The 17,851-nt window shown below is 63.4% G+C and carries 17 protein-coding genes; 8 read left to right on the top strand and 9 right to left on the bottom strand.

The genetic code is table 11. The annotated features are described in order from the left end of the window. Positions 1–774, bottom strand: coding sequence for a ribosome maturation factor RimP (gene rimP / locus ACYQR9_RS09775; protein ID WP_461229449.1), 774 nt, complete (start codon positions 772–774; stop codon positions 1–3). A gap of 239 nt (positions 775–1,013) precedes the next feature. Here rimP and ACYQR9_RS09780 point away from each other — a divergent pair, with 239 nt between their 5' ends. Then, positions 1,014–1,661, top strand: a complete 648-nt coding sequence (locus tag ACYQR9_RS09780) for a CatB-related O-acetyltransferase (protein ID WP_461229450.1) — start codon at positions 1,014–1,016, stop codon at positions 1,659–1,661. A 36-nt stretch (positions 1,662–1,697) separates the two neighbouring features. On the opposite strand, the gene ACYQR9_RS09785 is transcribed toward ACYQR9_RS09780, so the two are convergent. The 3 genes from ACYQR9_RS09785 to ACYQR9_RS09795 all read right to left on the bottom strand — a co-directional run bounded on the left by ACYQR9_RS09785 (position 1,698) and on the right by ACYQR9_RS09795 (position 4,715). After that, a complete protein-coding gene (locus ACYQR9_RS09785) occupies positions 1,698–2,288 on the bottom strand; it encodes a hypothetical protein (protein WP_461229451.1) in 591 nt (196 codons plus the stop codon). 113 nt (positions 2,289–2,401) lie between these two features. Next, entirely contained in the window at positions 2,402–3,493 is a 1,092-nt protein-coding gene (locus tag ACYQR9_RS09790) for a PD-(D/E)XK nuclease family protein (protein ID WP_461220776.1), read from the bottom strand. A 190-nt stretch (positions 3,494–3,683) separates the two neighbouring features. Beyond that, positions 3,684–4,715, bottom strand: coding sequence for an aspartate-semialdehyde dehydrogenase (locus ACYQR9_RS09795; protein WP_018044930.1), 1,032 nt, complete (start codon positions 4,713–4,715; stop codon positions 3,684–3,686). A gap of 472 nt (positions 4,716–5,187) precedes the next feature. Here ACYQR9_RS09795 and ACYQR9_RS09800 point away from each other — a divergent pair, with 472 nt between their 5' ends. Together ACYQR9_RS09800 and ACYQR9_RS09805 are read left to right on the top strand one after the other, a co-directional pair. Beyond that, positions 5,188–6,081 carry a hypothetical protein gene (locus ACYQR9_RS09800; RefSeq protein ID WP_461229452.1) on the top strand — a complete coding sequence of 298 codons (894 nt, stop codon included), beginning with the start codon at positions 5,188–5,190 and terminating at the stop codon, positions 6,079–6,081. Between the two features lie 101 nt (positions 6,082–6,182). Continuing rightward, on the top strand, positions 6,183–6,587 hold the full coding sequence (locus ACYQR9_RS09805) for a hypothetical protein (RefSeq protein ID WP_056431263.1): 405 nt from the start codon (positions 6,183–6,185) through the stop codon (positions 6,585–6,587). Between the two features lie 90 nt (positions 6,588–6,677). On the opposite strand, the gene leuB is transcribed toward ACYQR9_RS09805, so the two are convergent. From leuB to ACYQR9_RS09820, 3 genes are all read right to left on the bottom strand, one after another. Further along, the gene (gene leuB / locus ACYQR9_RS09810; RefSeq protein ID WP_461229453.1) at positions 6,678–7,787 is read right to left on the bottom strand and encodes a 3-isopropylmalate dehydrogenase; all 1,110 of its coding nucleotides are present in this window, start codon (positions 7,785–7,787) and stop codon (positions 6,678–6,680) included. Between the two features lie 97 nt (positions 7,788–7,884). After that, positions 7,885–9,369: a SulP family inorganic anion transporter gene (locus tag ACYQR9_RS09815; RefSeq protein ID WP_461229454.1), complete on the bottom strand. Its 1,485-nt coding sequence runs from the start codon at positions 9,367–9,369 to the stop codon at positions 7,885–7,887. Positions 9,370–9,598: 229 nt separating this feature from the next. Then, positions 9,599–10,558 (bottom strand): polyprenyl synthetase family protein, encoded by a 960-nt coding sequence (locus tag ACYQR9_RS09820; protein WP_461229455.1) that lies wholly within the window; start codon positions 10,556–10,558, stop codon positions 9,599–9,601. A gap of 13 nt (positions 10,559–10,571) precedes the next feature. Here ACYQR9_RS09820 and mtgA point away from each other — a divergent pair, with 13 nt between their 5' ends. Both mtgA and ACYQR9_RS09830 read left to right on the top strand, forming a co-directional pair. Next, the gene (gene mtgA, locus ACYQR9_RS09825; RefSeq protein WP_082469949.1) at positions 10,572–11,369 is read left to right on the top strand and encodes a monofunctional biosynthetic peptidoglycan transglycosylase; all 798 of its coding nucleotides are present in this window, start codon (positions 10,572–10,574) and stop codon (positions 11,367–11,369) included. A 129-nt stretch (positions 11,370–11,498) separates the two neighbouring features. Next, on the top strand, positions 11,499–12,068 hold the full coding sequence (locus ACYQR9_RS09830; RefSeq protein WP_207411585.1) for a hypothetical protein: 570 nt from the start codon (positions 11,499–11,501) through the stop codon (positions 12,066–12,068). 49 nt (positions 12,069–12,117) lie between these two features. Here the strand turns inward: ACYQR9_RS09830 and ACYQR9_RS09835 are convergent, their stop codons facing one another. Further along, entirely contained in the window at positions 12,118–13,359 is a 1,242-nt protein-coding gene (locus ACYQR9_RS09835; protein WP_207411586.1) for an argininosuccinate synthase, read from the bottom strand. Between the two features lie 205 nt (positions 13,360–13,564). Between ACYQR9_RS09835 and ACYQR9_RS09840 the strand changes: the two genes are divergently transcribed. Further along, the gene (locus tag ACYQR9_RS09840) at positions 13,565–14,191 is read left to right on the top strand and encodes a 2-hydroxychromene-2-carboxylate isomerase (RefSeq protein ID WP_056431249.1); all 627 of its coding nucleotides are present in this window, start codon (positions 13,565–13,567) and stop codon (positions 14,189–14,191) included. Between the two features lie 72 nt (positions 14,192–14,263). Here ACYQR9_RS09840 and ACYQR9_RS09845 read toward each other — a convergent pair whose 3' ends face one another. Then, entirely contained in the window at positions 14,264–15,742 is a 1,479-nt protein-coding gene (locus ACYQR9_RS09845; protein WP_461229456.1) for a methyl-accepting chemotaxis protein, read from the bottom strand. Between the two features lie 506 nt (positions 15,743–16,248). Between ACYQR9_RS09845 and ACYQR9_RS09850 the strand changes: the two genes are divergently transcribed. Both ACYQR9_RS09850 and ACYQR9_RS09855 read left to right on the top strand, forming a co-directional pair. Beyond that, positions 16,249–16,944, top strand: a complete 696-nt coding sequence (locus tag ACYQR9_RS09850; RefSeq protein ID WP_461229457.1) for a DsbA family protein — start codon at positions 16,249–16,251, stop codon at positions 16,942–16,944. Positions 16,945–17,217: 273 nt separating this feature from the next. Beyond that, entirely contained in the window at positions 17,218–17,787 is a 570-nt protein-coding gene (locus ACYQR9_RS09855; RefSeq protein ID WP_056431239.1) for a F0F1 ATP synthase subunit delta, read from the top strand. The last annotated feature ends 64 nt before the right edge of the window (positions 17,788–17,851 follow it).

Genomic DNA, 17,851 nt, shown 5'->3' on the forward strand with positions numbered 1-17,851 from the left:
TTAGTGAAGCTTGCCGTCGTCCTTGACCCGCACCGCCTTGGTGCGGACTGGCTTGGCCTTGTTGGCCCGACTCGCCTCGGTCTCGATCTTTTCCGGCTTGGGCTTGGCCGACGCCTTGGGCTTCAGCGGCCGCTCGACCTTTTTCTTGAGAGGGGCGGGAGGCGAGACTTCAGCCTCGTCACCCTCCTCGCTCTCGTCTTCGTCCTCATCGTCCAGCATCGGCGGCGGCCCGCCGCCACGTCGGAGCGATTCACGCACGAGATCGTCGGTGAGGACGAGGTAGGCGTCGCCGAGATCGCGGAGGGGAAGGTCGATGCGGCTCGGCAGGCCCTCCTTCACGTCGGGCAGATCGATCGGCACCGTGAGGCCATCCGGGTTGGGGGCTCGGATGATCCCGCGAAACCGCTTCCGGCCGTCGAGGGGGATCGCCAATTCGATCTTGGCTTCGTAGCCGGCCCAACGCTCGAAATCGACGGCCCGTACCAGCGGCCGGTCGATACCGGGGGAGGAGATCTCCAGATAATAGGCCTTGCCCACCGGGTCGTCGAGATCGAGGAGAGGGGAGATCGCCCGGCTCACGGTCTCGCAATCGTCCACCGTCATGGTGCCGTCCGGCCGCTCGGCCATGATCTGCACGGTACAGCCATTGGCGCTCGACACCCGCACCCGGACCACGCGATAGCCGAGGCCCTCGATCGATGCCTCGATGACCTGCACGACCCGTGCGGCGACGCCGGTCTCGGTGATCAGACGTTTTTCGGAAGTGTCCGCCATGCTGCGCTGTACGTCCGGCCTTGCGTGAAGCGATCCGGTGCGAGAGGTGTTGCGGCAATAAAAAAGAGCGGACCCGGTGGGGCCCACTCCCGAACCGCAGCCTCAAGACTGCAACCAGAACTGATATGGTATGAGTAGTCCCATCGTCGGATCGTTTCAAGCGATTTCGCGAGCCGTTCCCCGGCGGAGCGCATGCCGGTCGCTCCGTAGCCGTCAACTCGTTCCAGTGAGCTTCGATCATGGCCGCCGATCCGTCATTCGGACCCGACCCGGATTGCCTTCACCCGGTTGCTGGTCACAGCCGAATCACCTTCATCCGCAATCTCACCCTGCCGCCGAATGTCGAGGTCGGCGCCTACACTTATTATGACGACCCTGCCGGCCCGGAGTCTTTCCTCGACAACATCCTCTATCACTTCGCTTTTCTGGGCGACCGTTTGCGGATCGGTCGCTTCTGCGCGTTTGCGGCGGGCACGCGCTTCCTCATGAACGGGGGCAACCACCGCCTCGACGCGCCCTCCACCTACCCGTTCCTCATCTTCGGCGGCGCCTGGGCCGAACGCTTCCCCGAAGAGATGGCCTTTCCCAACCGGGGCGACACGGTGATCGGCAACGATGTCTGGCTCGGCTACGACAGCACGATCCTACCGGGAATCCGCATCGGCGACGGAGCCGTGGTCGCCGCCAAATCCGTGGTCACCCGCGACGTACCTCCCTACGCCATCGTCGCCGGCAACCCGGCCACGCTCGTGCGGATGCGCGTACCGCCCGATATCGCCGCGCGGCTCCAGGCCGTGGCGTGGTGGGACTGGGATGCCCAGCGGATCACCCGGTGCCTGCCGGCGATCAGTGGTGGGGATGTGGCGGCGTTGGAGGCCTCGGTCTAATGCCGGCTTGCCTGTCGCCCTAGTCTTCTCGCCCACTTACGGGGCGGCCGATGCATCCTCCTCCAGGGGAAACAGGCTCGGTCTCCAAAATGGTTCGAGGGGACTTCCGACGATGGTCTCGGCTTCCCAGCGATGCAACAGGGTGGCGAGAGCGTCCCGATCGTCGGCCATGAGCGGCTCGCCGATGAGGCAGGTCCGGTCGTTGATCAACTGCCAGTGCGCATCCTCCATCACGGCCCCGTTGCGGTAATGCTTACCTATCTTGGACCAGATCGTCCGAGCCTCATCGAGTTCGCCGAGCGCAATGCAGGCGACGAGATGCCAGTCCAGACCGAGACGTCCGACCGTGGCGGGACGGGTGCGGGCGAAGTCGAGACACTTTCGCGTCGTGTCCAGGGGGCGAAGGATCGCCAGGGCATCCGCTTCGACGCGGGTGAGGAAATCGTCGTAGATCGTCGGGTCGGACCAGAACCAGCCCTGGCCACCCTCGAAGCCTTCAGAACGGGCAATCCTTTCGCTGCATCGCCCGAGTGAGGACGATGAACGAACTCCGGGCATGAAGAACTCGACGAGGTACCAGCTTGCAACGCAATAGGCCGGATTGCTCGTCCGATCGAGGTGGATCAATCGTCCTATAGATTCGATGGGGAGAAGCCAGAAGGAGTTTCTACCAGCAGCGACAAGATCAATATTTTTGTCGAGCAAATTCTTGGCAAGGCCTTTAATTTGTTTAATAGTCGTCATTTTATCGGCCTCACTTGAATGATAATTATACCATTTGATTGCGGCCAAAATTTCTTGGCGGATCTGGCTAGAAACAACGCTCTTTTTGAGCTTAGCCCCGCCGATCCAGTTTTATAATCATAGACGCAGACTGTTTGATTTGGTGAGAGTTCGAAAAGATCGAGGCGTGCTGAACCCTTTTCTCCATAATCTGCTTCATCGCCGGTACTGCTTATCGAAAATTCGACGCGCACATCGGGATAAGCCCTTGCAATGAATGTGTGTGCGATATCGACATGGATCATGGTGCCGAGTTGCTGTCTCGTCAGAAGGGGATTCAAGGCTGTCAGCCGTTTCGTCGCCTCGTCCGTTACGGCTTGCACTTCGGCGTTGCGTGGACAAGCTTGGTCGAGTGTCGTCTGATCGACCGGACCAACCCAAATGAGGGGAAGTTTTTTGTCCGGATCTGGGTCGAAGTCGTAGCGCAGTGCCGTTCTGCCCGGTGCCTTGCCGAATCCCGGCCTCCGAGCTTCCAGATAGGTGAAGAGAAGCGCCGCCGCTTCAAGAGTGACCTTGACGGCCGGAGCGACGACGAAAGCCGGCAGAAAGACCTGTTGTATTGTGGGCTGGGATTGCGATTCGGATAACGCGAACGCGCCACGCGAGAGAACCTCTCCCGATGCCCCGTCGCGGATGGTCTGAACGTCGCCCGAATTCTCGAAAATCCTGCTTTCGCCATCCGGTGTGACGACGGCGTGCTGGTCGTCCCACTCTCCGCGTCCCGAGCGAATACGCAGCGATAGAATCCGAGCCCCGTTATTGGTGACGGTTTCCTCTCGCGTGGACCTGCCTGACGTGCTTCCGTTATCGATGGAGGATCGGAGTGTCTGACCGGTTGATGGACGATCGGTCAGGCGACTGCCTCCGACGCCTCCGTCGGAGACCCACCGCCCACCATCGCTTTGGCCGGCGGGCGCACGGGGCTGGGCTGGATCGTACTTCCGGTCCAGGCTCTGTTGGAGTCGGATCAGTTTTGTCTCCGTCGCCAGTATGGCGAGTTGGCGACGGAGGGTTTCGGCTTCATGCCCGCGTTTGGAAGTGCCCCACATCGCGATCACCAATGTTCGTGTTTTGTTCTAATCCTAGCTATCCTAAAATAGGAACATTTTCAATAGAAATGCATCTCCTCCTGCTTCGTTAGGGGGATTGGCCATAAAAAAACGCCGCCCCGTGAACGGGACGGCGTCAATGACAATGGCCGGTCGATGGGTTTCGGCCCGAGGACTGGAAGTGGAGTGATCAGGCCGCTGCCCGCTCCTTCAGGAGCTTCCGGTTGATCAGCATCTCGGCGATCTGCACCGTGTTCAGGGCCGCGCCCTTGCGCAGGTTATCGGCGACGCACCAGAACGAGAGGCCATTATCGACCGTCGAATCCGCGCGGATGCGCGAGACATAGGTCGCGTCCTCGCCGGCCGCCTCGTGCGGGGTCATGTAGCCGCCGGGCTCTCGCTTATCGACGACCAGGATGCCTGGTGCCGAACGGAGGAGGGCGGTGGCCTCTTCGGGCGAGATCGGATGCTCGAACTCGACGTTCACCGCCTCGGCATGGCCGATGAACACCGGCACTCGCACGCAGGTCGCCGTGAGCTTGATCTTGGGATCGAGCATCTTCTTGGTCTCGGCGACCATCTTCCACTCTTCCTTGGTGGAGCCGTCGTCGAGGAACACGTCGATTTGCGGGATGACGTTGAAGGCGATGCGCTTGGGGAACTTCTCCATGGTCATCTGGCCAGCGGTGAAGACCGAACGGGTCTGTTGGAACAGCTCGTCCATGGCTTCCTTGCCGGCGCCGGAGACCGACTGATAGGTCGCCACCACCACGCGGGTGATCTTGGCCACGTCGTGCAGGGGCTTCAAGGCGACGACGAGCTGCGCCGTGGAGCAGTTCGGGTTGGCGATGATGTTCATCTTCGAGAAGCCGGTGATGGCTTCCGGATTCACTTCCGGAACGATCAGCGGCACGTCGGGATGGTAGCGAAAGGCCGACGAATTATCGATGACGACGCAGCCGGTCTGGCCGATGCGCGGCGACCATTCCTTCGACGTCTCGCCGCCGGCGGACATCAGGCAAATATCGGTGTCGGAGAAATCGTAGGTGTCGAGCGCCTTCACCTTCAGGATCTTGTCACCGAAGGAGACTTCCTGCCCGGCGCTGCGGCGCGAGGCGATAGCCACGACCTCATCGGCGGGGAACGCCCGCTCCGACAGGATGTCGAGCATCTCACGGCCAACATTGCCCGTGGCACCGACGACGGCGACCTTGTAACCCATCTCTCCAACTCCGCTTCGTGATGCCCTGGTTCCCCGCCAGGGCCGGGCTCATCGCCTCGGCACCGCCGGCAGGGTCGTTGGCAAGTCTCCGTGTACCGGTCCCATGAGAATCCGCAGGGTTTCCCGGTCACGACCTGATTGACCGGCCGGCTGCGAAAACGCGTCGTCCCGCGGACTTGCCGGCACGCCCCGTCCCATTCGACCCTTCGATAGGACCACTTTGACTTCAAGCGGCGGAGCAAGACGCTTCGTCTCCGCGACTGTCAAGAGTTGCGCTGCACGCGAGACTTTCGTCGCGGCACAAACAGGACCTGCCGATAGACGCAAGGTGTATCGGGCAACGATTCATTCACCGCAAAATCGAAAACCCTCGTCCGGTCACCCAGTGTGAAACCCGGCCTACGGAGCCTCGAGAGCATGGTCGCTCGCACGCGGCGAAAGCCTCCAGAAGAGTCACCGGTTTCAGGGTTTCATGCATCGCATCGCCGTACAGGACGAAACCAACCATCGGCTCCCCACGCGCAAAGCTCGCTCATCGTTGCGGCTTGCCGTGCCTTGTGTCGCGGCGCTCGCTTGTGTCGGCGCAGCCGGGCAGTTCGTCGGTGGTCAGCCGAAACACGAAGAAACGAAGTCGGGGGCGATTGTCTCGACCGACACGAATGCCCAGCCGTTCGTCCCCACCGCAGCCGTGAATGTTCGCCAGGCTCTGCCCGTTGCCGAAACGGCCCCGCGTTATCGGCTCGACGATCCTGACGCCCTCGATCAGGCGAAGATCGAGCCAGCACGGATCAACCCGGCCACGGGCCAGCGGGAGGACCGTCTTTCACAGGGTAAATTCGACGCGGCGGATGCACCCTATCTCAGCCTCACCGTCACAGAGGGCTCCACACCTCCCGTGAGCCTGTTCGTCACCATCGCTCGACGGGCCGCGGACGGGCAAGGACTCGCCGTCGTACGATCCGGCGAACGAGGGTTGATCGCCACCAAGTTCGGTCCGCTCGAGACCTTGGAAGCCACGTTGAGCGGTCCGGTGACGCGGATCTGTACCGGTTTCTCCAATGCGGGGCAGAGCGGGCTGATTCCACTGACCCCGCGCATCGATGGCTGGCTCTGCGCCCCATTGAGCCAGCCGCCGGAGCCGCGCGCCATCGTCTGCGCCCTGGACAAGCTCATTCTGAATGGCCAAGCTTCCGCAGGCCTAAAAGCGGCGTATCGCGTGTTCGAGGAACGGCGGGTGGAGGACTGCGCGCCGCGGGTCGCGGCCGTCCCCAACCGAGAGGCCGCCGGAGAAACCGGATCGATCTCGAAACGCCGCATCCGACATAATGAGGCGAAACTGCGGCGAAGCGACCAAGCGCGGCCTTAGGCCGGGAACAACAGCGCCGCTGGCACGTCTACTGACCATGAATGGCCGAGTTTCTTAAGGAAATCGGGCCTAATCTCACACAGGTTCAACGAAGGTCCGTCATGCGCACTGCCACGATTGCCCTGATGGGCGCACTCACCCTTACCGCTGTCGGCGCGAGCACCGCTGTCGAGGCGCAGGGTCGTTACGCCCCCGGTATCCGCGTCAGCCAGCCGCTGCCGATCCGCATCCGTCCGCGCAGCTGGCTCGATGCCGGCAACGTCGTCGAGGCGAATAACGGTTCGATCAGCAACCCGGCGACCAACCCGCACTTCATCACGGCCAGCTACCTGAATTCGCCGCCCTATGGCCGCAACGATCGCTTTGGCGGTGCGATCTTGCCCGATCCGATCACCAACGGCCCGTTCGTGGGCGCCCGTTCCAGCGCGATCCACAACATCGACTTCTCCGGTGTCGATGCGATCGACCCCACCTCCTACGTCTCTCGCAACGGCAACCCCTACTAAGGGCAGTCGTCGGACGATGGACCGAGAAAGGCGCCGACCCGGTTGGGTCGGCGCCTTTTTCCATGTCCGGACGAGACCGCTGTTCGCGCTTCAGCGCACCCGCGACTTGAGAGCCGCCACGACGGCCTCGCCCATCCCGGCGGTCCCCAGCGGCGTCACGCCCTCTCCGGCGATATCCTTCGTTCGGGAACCCGCCGCGAGCGCATCGGTGATCGCGCCGTCGAGTAGGTCGGCCGCCTCGCCGAGGCCGAACGAGTAGCGCAACGCCATGGCGAGCGAGCCGATCATGGCGATGGGGTTCGCGAGATCCTGGCCCGCAATATCGGGTGCCGAGCCATGGACCGGCTCGTACAATGCCTTGCGGCTTCCCTTCGAATCCACTGCTCCGAGCGAAGCGGAGGGCAGCATGCCGAGGGAGCCCGTGAGCATCGCCGCTACATCCGAGAGCACGTCGCCGAAGAGGTTGTCGGTCACGAGGACGTCGAACTGCTTCGGGCGGCGCACCAGCTGCATGGCGCAATTGTCGGCGAGCACATGCTCGAGCTCGACATCGCTGTAATGCTCGGAATGGACCTTGGTGACGACCTCCTTCCACAAGACGCCGGATTTCATCACGTTGTGCTTCTCGGCCGAGGCCACGCGGCCCGAGCGCTTGCGCGCCAGATCGAAGGCCACATGGGCGATCCGCTCGATCTCGCCCGTGGTGTAGACCTGGGTATCCACGGCGCGCTTGGTGCCGTCGGGGAGGGTGGTGATTTCCTTCGGCTCACCGAAATAGACGCCGCCGGTGAGTTCGCGCACGATCATGATGTCGAGACCCTCGACGAGCTCGCGTTTCAGCGCGGACGCATCCGCCAGCGCCGGGTAGCAGATCGCCGGCCGCAGATTCGCGAACAGGCCGAGATCCTTGCGGAGCCGCAGAAGCCCGGCCTCGGGGCGGATGTCGTAGGCGACGCCGGACCATTTTGGGCCGCCCACCGCGCCGAGCAGGATCGCATCCGCCGCGTCCGCCCGCGCGAGGGCCTCGTCGGTGAGGGGCACGCCGTGAGCGTCGATGGACGAGCCGCCGACGAGGTCGGTCTCGGTCTCGAACGTGGCGAGACCGGTCTGGGCGAGTGCACCGATCACGGTCTTCACCTGGGCCATCACCTCCGGGCCGATGCCGTCACCGGGGAGGAGGAGGAGCTTGTAGGCGGTCATGGGAGCACTCGCGGGCAAGGGGTGATGCGTCGCGCGGCTGTAGCGACGGGCTCGGGCGCTTGGCAAGTCTCCCGCTCGATCCCACTCTTCCCGTCGCTCAGTGACCCGGCCCCGCGAGGGCCGCCCCAGGCTTCCGATGAGTGCCGACCCGGTCGACGAGGGTGGTCGTCGCCGTGTTCATTCCGACGATCTCGACGGGTATGCCGTGGTGCCGGAATTTCAGCACCACCCTGTCGAGGGCACTGATGCTGGTGATGTCCCAGAAATGCGAGGCGGAGAGATCGATCACCACCCCGGTCAGGTCGTCCTCGCGGAAATCGAAGGCGGAATGGAACGCCTCCGCCGTGGCGAAGAAGATCTGGCCCGTCACCCGGTAGGTACGGATGCGGCTGGCCTCATCGCGTACCGACGACATACCGAAGAACCGCGTCACCTTGTGGGCGAAGAACAACCCCGAGAGAACGACCCCGAACAGCACACCCTTGGCGAGGTCATGCGTCGTCACGACGACGGCCACCGTTCCAAGCATCACCGCGCTCGAACTTTTCGGATGGGTCAGCAGCGTCCGCACGGAGTTCCACTGGAAAGTGTTGATCGAGACCATGATCATCACCGCGACGAGGGCCGCCATCGGGATTTGCGCCACATAGGGGCCGAGAACCACGATGAGGAACAGCAGGAACGCGCCCGCCCACAGCGTCGAGAGACGGCCCCGCCCGCCGGACGAGACGTTGATGACCGATTGCCCGATCATGGCGCAGCCGGCCATGCCGCCGAAGAGGCCAGAGGTGATGTTGGCGAGGCCCTGGCCGGCGCATTCGCGGTTCTTGTTGGAGGTCGTGTCGGTCATCTCATCAAGGATGGCCGCCGTCATCATGCTCTCGAGCAGGCCGACCATCGCCAGGGTGAGGGCGTAGGGCAGGATGATCTGCAGTGTCTCCAGAGTGAACGGCACCTGGGGGAGGGCGAAGACCGGTAATTCGCTCGGCAGGGCACCCATGTCGCCCACGGTCCTGATGTCGAACCCGAACCAGACCGAGATTCCGGTGAGAACGAGGATCGTGATCAACGGTGAGGGGACGGCCTTCGTCAGGTAGGGGAGGCCGTAGATCATCGCGAGGCCGATGGCGGTCATGGCGTAGACGACCGACCCGCGGCCGATCAACTCCGGCATCTGCGCAAGGAAGATGAGGATCGCCAGGGCGTTGACGAAGCCTGTGACCACCGAGCGCGAGACGAAGCGCATGAGGTTGCCGAGGCGCACGGCACTGGCGACGATCTGGAGCAACCCGGTGAGAATGGTGGCCGCGAACAGGTAGCCGAGCCCATGCTCCTTCACGAGCGTGACCATGACGAGGGACATGGCGCCGGTGGCAGCCGAAATCATGGCAGGACGCCCGCCGGCGAAAGCGGAAATGACGGCGATACAGAACGAAGCGTAGAGCCCGACTTTCGGGTCGACGCCCGCGATGATCGAGAAGGCGATGGCCTCAGGGATCAGCGCCAGGGCGACCACCGTGCCGGCCAGGATTTCACGCGTGACGTCGGGAGCCCACTCGCTCCGGAAGGACTGACGGTTCATGGGGAATGGCTTTCATCGTCCCCGCGCGCGAAGCGTCAGCAGGGACAGGCATCTTGATGACCGGGCGCTCAAGCGCTCACCGGGCACGGACGAAACACGATTCGGTAGGCTTAAGCCTACGGCGGCGTCAGGCCGAGAAAATCGATGAACCGTTTGAGATGCATGAAGGCCTGATATCACGGACCTGCCGCAATGCAACATCGCGGCAGAGTTCAGTGGGGCGATCGCATCACACTTTGCGGGCGACCGTGAAGCGTGCCGCTTCGCGCAGTGTCTGGGCTTTGTCGCCCCAGGAAGAAACGGCCTCTTCGCACATGCCGACGAGGCGGTCGCATTCCGCCCGGGCGCCGTCGATGCCGAGACGATCGACGAGGGTCGCCTTTCCGGCATCCTTATCCTTGCCGGTGGCTTTGCCCATCGCTTCGGGAGAGGCTTCGCGGTCGAGGATATCGTCGGCGATCTGGAAAGCTTGGCCCAAGGCGAGGCCGTAGCGCCATAGGGAGGTACGCTGATCCGACGTCGCACCGCCCACAAGGGCACCCGCATCCACCGAGAAGGCCAGGATGGCGCCGGTCTTCATCGCCTGAAGCTGCAGCGTGTCCTCGACATCGAGGGAAACGGCGCCGAACCGACCTTCCGCCCCGAGATCGAGGATCTGGCCGCCGACCATGCCGCCGAGGCCGGACGCCTTTGCAAGGCCGAGAACGAGGTCGGCACGGATCGACGGATCCGGCTGCCAGGTCGCATCTGCCAGAATCTCGAAGGCCAGCGTCTGCAGCGCGTCGCCGACGAGGATGGCGGTCGCCTCGTCATAGGCCTTGTGGACCGTAGGCTTGCCCCGGCGCATGTCGTCGTCGTCCATGGCCGGCATGTCGTCGTGGACGAGGGAGTAGCAATGGACGAGCTCAATGGCCGAACCGGCGGCCAGCGCCCCGGCCTCGGAGCCGCCCAGCATCCGCGCCGTCTCCACCGCCAGGAACGGGCGCAGACGCTTGCCGCCGCCGAGCACGGCATGGCGCATGGCCTCCATCAGCCGCGTGGGACGCGTGATCTCGCCCGTCTGCGTCTCGGGACCGAGGCGTTCGGCCAGAAACGCCTCGACGGCGTCGGCCACGCTCGAAAGCTTGTGGGAAAACGCTTGAGATGCGTCCGCCTTGACCGAAGCGTGGGATGCTTTTGGTGAGGTCATCGTAAGAAGGGCCTTGGTCAAGAATGGGCGCGTCGTTGTGCGGGAGGTACGGATTCAGGAACGGCGCGACGGTGCGGCAGATGACAGCGATTCGCGATCACGCCATGCGCGCGATCTCGATTCCATCCGCCAAGGACGAAGGAAGCATTGGGTGAGGCGGCTGGTCGGCCTCTTCATGCTGCTCCCCGTCATGTTGCTGGCCCTGATTCTTGTTCTGGGGCTCGTCTATAGTGCGCTGACGCCGCCCTCAACCCTGATGCTGGCGCGATGGTTGACCGGCAAACCCGTGAGCCGCGAAGCGGTCACCCTGGACGCGATCTCCCCGCTCCTGGTCCAGGCCGTCATCGCTTCGGAGGATCAGCGCTTCTGCCTACATAACGGCGTCGATTGGGGCGCCCTGCGCGACGTGGTGGATGACGACGAGGGGCCTAGCCGCGGCGCCTCGACGATCTCCATGCAGACGGTGAAGAACGTGTTCCTCTGGCCCGGCCGTTCGGTCATCCGCAAAGGAATGGAGATTCCCCTCGCCGTTATCGCCGACACCCTATGGGGCAAGCGGCGCATGATGGAGATCTATCTGAATATCGCCGAATGGGGGGACGGTGTGTACGGAGCCGAGGCGGCGGCGCAGCGCTGGTTCGGAAAGAGCGCGCGGAACCTCAACCGCAGCGAGGCGAGCCTGCTCGCCGCCGTTCTGCCGAACCCGATCCAACGCAATGCGGCCCTGCCATCTCGCGGAGTGCGTGCGGTCGCCACCCGCATCCAGGGGCGGATGAATGGGGTCGGTGGATTGATGGGCTGCCTTCGCTGAATCCAGACACGTGGAGGCTTGCCGCAACACATGTCATAGAGCCATCCATTCTCCGGCAGGCGGCCGGGGCCGGCCCGTGATGGGGCGGATGCGAGACACGACGAATACAACACCGATAGCGGACGCGACATGGCCGACAGCACAACCTTCGACCTCACCCTCGAGCGGATCGCCCTGATCCGCCGGATGGTGGTGGCCTGGAACCCGGCCGGGCAAGGCGCGCCCATCGTGCATCCCGACGCACCCTATGGCAGCACCGACCGTGACGGCGACATCTTCAACGTCACCGGCGACGATGATGGGGCGGACGAGGAACACCGGGCGCTCGGCGACGCGCTCGCGGTCTTCATCCACAATGCCGTGTTGAAGCCGGGCCGCTACGCGTATCACAACACCCTGGCCAAGCTTTCGTCGGACGATGTCGGCGACGTGTTTCGCGACGAAGGGACGGGCGAGACGCCCGAGCACGTCACCTTCGATGTGACGGCCGAGCATCTGGCGCTGGTGAGGAAGCTGAACATCGTCTGGGACGACGGCCGCGACGTGCCGGCCTTCGACACGGCCGAGCCTTATGGAGCGGGGACCGAAATACCGGCGGTGCATCACGAGATGCAGCCGGCCCTGCAGATCTTCCTGCGCTACGGCGATCTCGGCCCCGGCCCCTTCGGTAAGGCGGGCAACCGCTGGTCCGCCGTCTAAGCGCTGCGTAAACCCCTCCCCGCGACGGGGGAGGGGTGGATCCCGAGGCCTATGCCCCGAGCTTCTTCTTGCGCTGAGCCAAGGTGCGCAGCCGCAGGGCGTTGAGCTTGATGAAGCCCGCCGCGTCGCGGTGGTCGTAGGCCACGGCGCCCTCCTCGAAGGTGACGAGGTCCTGGTCGTAGAGCGAGTTCGGGCTGGTGCGGCCGATGACGTGGATGCCGCCCTTGTAGAGCTTCAGCCGAACCTCGCCGGTGACCATCTCCTGGCTCTTGTCGATGAGGGCCTGGAGCATCTCGCGCTCCGGCGAGAACCAGAAGCCATTATAGATCAGCTCCGAATATTGCGGCATGATCTGGTCCTTGAGGTGCGCCGCGCCGCGATCCAGCGTGATCGACTCGATGGCCCTGTGGGCCGGCAGCAGGATCGTGCCGCCCGGCGTCTCGTACATGCCCCGGCTCTTCATGCCGACGAAGCGGTTCTCCACGAGGTCGAGGCGGCCGATGCCGTTGTCATGACCGAGCTGGTTGAGCTTGGCTAATAGGGTGGCAGGCGTGAGGCGCTCGCCATCGATGGAGACCGCGTCGCCCTTCTCGAAGCCGATCGTGACGATGGTCGGAGTGTCGGGGGCCTCTTCGGGCGAAAGCGTACGGGAATAGACGTAATCCGGCACCTCATCGGCCGGGTCCTCCAGAACCTTGCCCTCGGAGGAGGCGTGAAGAAGGTTCGCGTCCACGGAGAACGGGCTCTCGCCGCGCTTGTCCTTGGAGATCGGAATCTGGTGCTGCTCGGCGAAAGCGATCAGTTGTTCGCGGCTCTTGAGATCCCATTCGCGCCAGGGGGCGATGACGGTCACATCGGGCTTCAAGGCATAATACCCGAGCTCGAACCGGACCTGATCGTTGCCCTTACCGGTGGCGCCGTGACAGACCGCATCGGCGCCGAGACGTTCGGCGATCTCGATCTGCTTCTTGGCGATGAGCGGGCGGGCGATGGAGGTGCCGAGGAGATAGACGCCCTCGTAGACCGCGTTGGCGCGGAACATCGGGAAGACGTAGTCGCGCACGAATTCCTCGCGCAGGTCCTCGATGAAGATGTTTTCCGGCTTGATGCCGAGCAGCTCAGCCTTCTTGCGCGCCGGCTCAAGCTCCTCGCCCTGTCCCAGATCGGCCGTGAAGGTGATGACCTCGCAGCCATAGGTGGTCTGCAGCCATTTCAGGATGATCGAGGTGTCGAGGCCACCGGAATAGGCGAGCACGACCTTGTTGACGGGCTTCGGATTCACGTCTGACATCGGGCTCGCTTCGGTTCTCGTGGAGTCGGGGCGACTTATCAGCCGACAGCCGCGTCGTGCAACCGGCATGCCGCAGGAGACGTTGCAGAGGTGTTCGCTCCCGCTTTCCACCACCGCGTCAGCGGAGCCCGTTGCTGCCCTGGCCCCAACGGCCGAAACTGCGTAATTCAACCTCGCTTGTCACCCCACGCCGGAGATTCGACGAATGCCGCGACGGCCGACCCTCGAATTCTGGTACGAGTTCTCTTCCACGTATTCCTACCTGGCGGCCATGCGGATCGACGAGATGGCGGAAGCCGCCGGCGTCGAAGTGCGCTGGCGGCCCTTCCTCCTTGGTCCGATCTTCGCCAGCCAGGGCTGGAATTCCTCGCCCTTCAATCTCTTTCCGGCCAAGGGACGGCATATGTGGCGGGATGTGGAGCGCGAGGCGGCGAGGCAAGGCCTGCCTCCGTTGAAGCGGCCCGACCCTTTCCCGCAGAACAGCTTGAGCGCGACCCGTGCAGCCACCTACGGCATGGATCACGACTGGCTCGTTCCGTTCTCGAAAGCCGTCTACGAGACCCAGTTCTCTCTGGGGCGCTCCATCGCCGAACCGCCGGCCATCGTGGGGGTCCTCAACGGGCTCGGTCTCGATGGCACCGTGATCCTCAAGGCTGCGGCCCTGGAGGGCAACAAGGGGCGTCTGCGCGTCAACGGCGAAGAGGCACGCTCGCGCGGCATCTTCGGCGCCCCGACCTTCCTGACCGGCGATGGCGAGCTGTTCTGGGGTAACGATCGGCTGGAACAGGCGCTTGCCTGGGCGATAGGCGACCGGCCGGGAGCAATGCGTTAGGCGCTTCGCCCCCGGCCAAAGGAGGGCGCGGACGTCGTTGGAGCGAAGCGTCGAGGGACCGGCATTGGGAACTTAGGCAGCTTCCTGAGAGGCGACCCTGACCTTCTGAGTGGCCGAATCGACCTCTTCGGTGGAGCGGGCAATCTCACTGAGGCTGCTAGTGATCTGGCCCACGCCGTTGGAGGCGGTCTGCATGCTCGCCGACATCTCGCGGGTCACCGCGCTCTGCTCTTCGACCGCCGCCGAGATCGCGCTCGCGACTTCGTTCAGGGTCATGATCGTGTCCTGGATCGAGGTGATGGCACCCACCGCATCCTGAGTCGCTTGCTGGGTCGACATGATCTGAGCGCTGATCTGCTCGGTCGCCTTGGAGGTCTGGGCGGCCAAAGCCTTCACCTCGGTCGCGACCACGGCGAAGCCCCGACCCGCTTCTCCCGCCCGTGCCGCCTCGATCGTCGCATTGAGGGCGAGCAAATTGGTTTGCGCGGCGATGCCCTGGATCAAGACGACGACTTCGCCGATCCGGGTCGCCGCGCCCGAGAGACCGGCGATGATGGTGCTGGTTTTCTCGGCCTGCTTGACCGCCTGACTGGAGATCTCGGAGGCGTGGGTCACCTGCATGCTGATCTCGGACACCGAGGCCGCGAGCTCTTCGGCGCCGGACGCCACGGTCTGGATGTCGCAAGAGACCTGAGTCGAGGCCTGAGCGGCTTGACCGGCCTGTAGCGACGCGCCCGAAGCGGCACCGGCGATGGCGTTGAGGTCGGTGGCAATGGAGATCTGCAGAGCGGCGCGGCGCTGGCGCTCCAGCACCTGCCGCGTGACGTCGATGCAGAATTTGACGACCTTCAGCGGGCGTCCGTCGCGGTCGAAGATTGGGTTGTAGGTCCCCTGGATGAAGACCTCGCGGCCACCCTTTGCGATCCGCCGATACTCGTCGGCCTGATACTCACCTCGGCCGAGTTCATCCCAGAAGCGCCTGTACGCCGCGCTTGCCCTCAGATCGGGACCGACGAACATGCTGTGGGGCTGGCCCTGAATCTCGGACAGGTCGTAGCCCATCACGTCGAGGAAGTTCCGGTTGGCCGTGAGGATGGTGCCGTCGAGGGCGAACTCGATGACCGCCTGCGAGCGGTCGAGGGCTTTGATCTGGCCCTCATGGTTGATCGAGCGCATCACGCGCTCGGTGATGTCGGATGAGAACTTGACGATCTTCTCGGTCTTTCCATTGCGACCGAGGATGGGATTGTAGGTGGCCTGCAACCAGATCTCGCGCCCGCCCTTGCCGATGCGCTTGAACTCGCCGGACTGGAAGGTGCCGGCGGCCAACGCGCTCCAGAAGGCTTTGTAATCCTGGCTCTCCCGAAACGCCGGCTCGACGAAAAGGCTGTGATGCTTGCCCTGGATCTCGGACAATTCGTAGCTGATCGCGGCGAGAAAATTCCGGTTTGCAGTCAGTACGGTGCCATCGGTATCGAACTCGATGACCGCTTGCGAACGATCCAATGCGGCGATCCGTGAGCGGAAATCGGTATTCGAAAAAAAGTTCATCACCCTATTTGACGCGTAAGGGTTGTGGCGGGCCGCCGCGCTCAGCCCTGTGTCATTCGATATAGGAGATTCCCTATCAATTGAGTTAACAATCCCTGCGACGGATTACGAAAACTAGAAAATTTCCGTCACGGCTGCGCTATAAAGATTACGAATAAATATTGTTGCTTAATTCTGGCGCGCAAAACTCCAAGATGCTTCTAGTTTATCGCAGTACGGCTCAATCTATACACTGTATATTTCATTTTAATCTGCCAGAAAATTTATCGGATATGCGCACTGCCTCAGAATACACGGATTTTGCTTGGAATATGAGGGGGGATCGTTCGAGGTACTCTCTGTGAGGAGTTAGAACAATATTTCATCGACGGGATGCGTGCGACCTCCGGAGCGAGCACTCCCCCCGGGGGGGGCAACGGTCTGGATACCATCTCGAACCGGGATTAAGAGGCGCGACACGCGACGCCGAATGATCGGTGATCCCGCACCTTCGAGGCCCCGTTCGCATGTCCATCGACCGTCGAAAGTTCCTGGCCGGTTCCACGAGCCTGGCTTTCCTTGTCGCGTCACTCCGCGGCGGCCATGCCCAGGGCTACGGCCAGACCTTCAAGGTCGATAACGACGATGGCCGGCCAATCGCGAACACCCGGCTCCCGGGTGAAATCGTCGGGGAAATTCCTGCTCTGAAGGGCGTCACCTATGTGGGGGCCCGCGAGGCGGAGATCACGCTCTACGAGTTCTTCGACTACAATTGTCCGTATTGCCGGAAGGCGGCGATCGACATGACGTCTCTCGCCGCGAGCGATACCGCTTTGCGAATCGGGCTTATCAACAATCCGATTCTCTCGCCTCAATCGGCTCAGGCGGCGAAGGTCGCATTGGCGATCCAGCGCAAGATGGGGTCGGCCGCCGCCTGGACGCTCTATCAGAAGCTGCTCGCCAGACCCGGCCGGATCGACGGTACCGGCGCGCTTCAGGTCGCCGCCACCTTGGGCGTCCCCGCCTCGGAGCTCGAGACGATCGCCGATAGCGACGAGGTGCGTCTCGCGTTGAAGGCGCAGATGCGCATGGCGGCCGATCTCGGTCTCGTGGCGACTCCCTCCTATGTGCTCGGCAATACCGGCCTTCTCGGACATCCGGGTGCGAAATCCCTCGCTCGGATGATCGGGGCCATGCGTCGCTGCGATCAGATCGCCTGCTGACGGCCTGAACTTTCGCCGGCGGCCTGACGCCTCACCTTCGCCATCGTTCTCGCGGATTGGACATGAGTGCACGACCGCGCGCCGCACAAGCTTATGCAGGCTCGTCTTCGTCTTGCGCCTCCCCAACACGCATGCTAGGCCCTCGCCGCGCCGGGAGGACGGGTTTCAGACCTGTATTTCGAGGCGGTTCCCATTCCTGACGGTTTCAGAGCCGACGCCGAGAACGGTGTCACGGGCCGGAACCTCGGGCCGGATTAAAAGAGAGAGTGGCGCGTGGCGCAGACCAGTTCCGAGGCGGGTTCCCCGGTTGCAGGCGTAGCAGGTCGCTATGCCTCCGCACTGTTCGAGCTGGCCCGCGACGAGCGCCAGATCGATGCGGTCGCGGCGACCCTGCAGAGCTTTGATTCCCTTCTCAAGGAGAGCCCCGATCTGGCTCGCCTCGTTCGCAGCCCGGTTTTCACCGGTGAGCAGCAGGAAGCCGCCATCGGCGCCATCCTCGACAAGGCCGGTCTCACCGGCCTCGGCGCGAACTTCATCCGGCTCGCGGCCTCCAACCGCCGTCTTTTCGCGCTGCCCGACATGATCCGCGCCTTCCGCCGTTTGGTGGCGGAATCGAAGGGGATCGTACGTGCCGAGGTGACCGTGGCCGAACGCCCGTCGGATGCCGTTCTCGAAGAGATCAAGGCGTCCCTGCGCGATGTGGCTCGTTCGGAGATCGACCTCGATCTGCGCGTCGACCCGGCCCTGATCGGCGGTCTCATCGTCAAGATCGGCAGCCGGATGGTGGATGCATCCCTGCGTACCAAGCTCAACGGTATTCGACTCGCGATGCGGGAAGCCTGAGGTCGGCGCTTCGGCGCAGGCCCGCTCCCGTTTCTCCACAGCAACTTCGTTTCGATTTAAAGAG

It is taken from the genome of Methylobacterium sp. CM6241 (assembly GCF_054817845.1).